Here is a 2,561-nt window from a genome sequence, read left to right on the forward strand (position 1 = left end):
GACCGGCTGCTGCGCATCGAGGACGGCCGCATCGCCGCCGATCTGCGGCGCGGCAGCGAGGCCTTCGCGCACGCACTGCGGCAGCTGCGCGCCGATTGAACGACACCGAAGCAACGCCAACCACTCCACCACGAAGAACACAGGGAACACAAAGGAAGCCATCATGGACCTCGACATCGTCGCCTTGTCGCGACTTCAATTCGCCGTCACGGCGCTCTACCACTTCCTCTTCGTCCCGTTGACGCTGGGCCTCTCGGTCGTCATCGCGATCATGGAGACCGTCTATGTCATGACGGGCCGCGTGATCTGGCGCGACATGACGAAATTCTGGGGCGTGCTGTTCGGCATCAACTTCGCGATGGGCGTCGCCACCGGCGTGGTGATGGAATTCCAGTTCGGCATGAACTGGAGCTACTACAGCCACTACGTGGGCGACATCTTCGGCGCGCCGCTGGCCATCGAGGGCCTGATGGCCTTCTTCATGGAGGCGACCTTCGTCGGCCTGTTCTTCTTCGGCTGGGACCGTCTCTCCAAGGTCGGCCACCTGGCCACCACCTGGGCCGTGGCCATCGGCTCCAACTTCTCGGCGCTGTGGATCCTGATCGCCAACGGCTGGATGCAGAACCCGGTGGGCGCGGCCTTCAATCCGCAGACCATGCGCATGGAGGTCACCGATTTCGCCGCCGTGCTGACCAACCCGGTGGCACAGGCCAAGTTCGTGCACACGGTGTCGGCCGGCTATGTCTGCGCGGCGGTGTTCGTGCTCGGCATCTCGGCCTGGTACCTGCTCAAGGGCCGCCACATCGAACTCGCCAAGCGCTCGATGACGGTGGCCGCCTCCTTCGGCCTCGCGGCCTCGCTGTCGGTGGTGGTGCTGGGCGACGAGAGCGGCTACCTCTCGACCGAGCACCAGAAGATGAAGCTCGCGGCCATCGAGGCCATGTGGGAGACCCAGCCCGCGCCCGCGGCCTTCACCGCCTTCGGCTTCCCCGACCAGGCCGCGCGCGAGACCCACTACGCGATCCACATCCCGGGCGTGATGGGGCTGATCGGCACACGCTCGCTCACCACCGTGATCCCGGGCATCGACGAGCTCGTGAAGCGCGCCGAGGCGCGCATCCGCGAGGGCATCAAGGCCTACGACGCGCTGCAGAAGATCCGCGAGGCCGGCGGCAAGCCGGTCACGCAGGGCGTGCGCGACGCCTTCGAGAACAACGGCGTCGACATGGGCTATGCGCTGCTGCTCAAGCGCTACGTGGACGATCCGCGCCAGGCCACCGACGAGCAGATCGCGAAGGCGGCCTGGGACACGGTGCCGCAGGTGGCGCCGCTGTTCTGGCTGTTCCGCATCATGGTGGGCATCGGCATGCTGCTGATCCTTTTGACCGGCACCTTCTTCGTGCTGTCGGCGCGCCGCACGCTGGACCGCCACCGCTGGTTGCTCAAGGCCGCGGTGCTCGCGATCCCGCTGCCATGGATCGCCGCCGAGGCCGGCTGGCTGGTGGCGGAATTCGGCCGCCAGCCCTGGGTGATCGAGGGCGTGCTGCCGACCGCGGTGGCGGTCTCGAACATCGGCATCAAGTCGGTGCTGTTCACGCTCGCGGGCTTCGTCGCCATCTATACCGTGCTGCTGGTCATCGAGCTCAAGCTGATGGTCAAGGCGATCCGCAAGGGGCCGGTCGCCGAGCACTCGCCCGACGAGGGCGATGCGCGTTCGCACGTTCCGCCCGCCCACGCCGTTTCGACCACCGGGAGCGCCGCATGATCCTCCACACACTCCTCGACTACGACACCCTGCGCTTCATCTGGTGGGCGCTGATCGGCGTGCTGCTGGTCGGCTTCGCCGTCACCGACGGCTTCGACCTCGGCAGCGGCATGCTGCTGCCGTTCGCGGCGCGCAACGACGTCGAGCGCCGGCTCGTCATCAACAGCGTGGGCCCGGTCTGGGAAGGCAACCAGGTCTGGCTGATCCTCGGCGGCGGCGCCGTGTTCGCGGCCTGGCCGCAGCTCTACGCCGTCTCGTTCTCGGGCTTCTACCTCGCGATGTTCGTCGTGCTCTCGGCGCTGATCCTGCGGCCGGTGGCCTTCAAGTTCCGCAGCAAGCGCGAGCCGCCGCAATGGCGCGCGCGCTGGGACGGCGTGCTGTTCTTCAGCGGCCTGGTGCCCGCGCTGATCTTCGGCGTGGCGGTGGGCAACGTGCTGCAGGGCGTGCCGTTCCGCTTCGCGACCGACATGCACATCCACTACGACGGCAGCTTCCTCGGCCTGCTGAACCCGTTCGCGCTGCTGTGCGGGCTGGTGTCGGTGGCGATGATGGCGATGCACGGCGCGGCCTGGCTGCAGCTGAAGACCGCCGGGCCCGTGGCCGAGCGCTCGCGCCGCTACGGCATGGTCGCGGCCGCCGCCACCATCGTGCTCTACGCGGCGGCGGGCTTCTGGATGGCCTCGGCCATCGGCGGCTACCGCATCACCAGCGTGGTCGATACCGTGGGGCCGTCGAATCCGCTGCTCAAGTCGGTCGAGCTGCAGGCCGGTGCCTGGTTCGCGAACTACGCGGCCCA

2 protein-coding genes are annotated in these 2,561 nt (G+C 67.9%); both read left to right on the forward strand.

The window, feature by feature from the left end:
- The first annotated feature begins 163 nt into the window (after positions 1–163).
- Entirely contained in the window at positions 164–1,765 is a 1,602-nt protein-coding gene (locus AC27VN_RS38545) for a cytochrome ubiquinol oxidase subunit I (RefSeq protein ID WP_490880077.1), read from the forward strand.
- Positions 1,762–2,561 (forward strand): cytochrome d ubiquinol oxidase subunit II (gene cydB, locus AC27VN_RS38550; RefSeq protein WP_490880078.1); only part of this gene is annotated, 800 nt, incomplete at its 3' end. The genes AC27VN_RS38545 and cydB, both read left to right, overlap by 4 nt.

The organism is Variovorax sp. 20P10.2.4 (genome assembly GCF_058244205.1).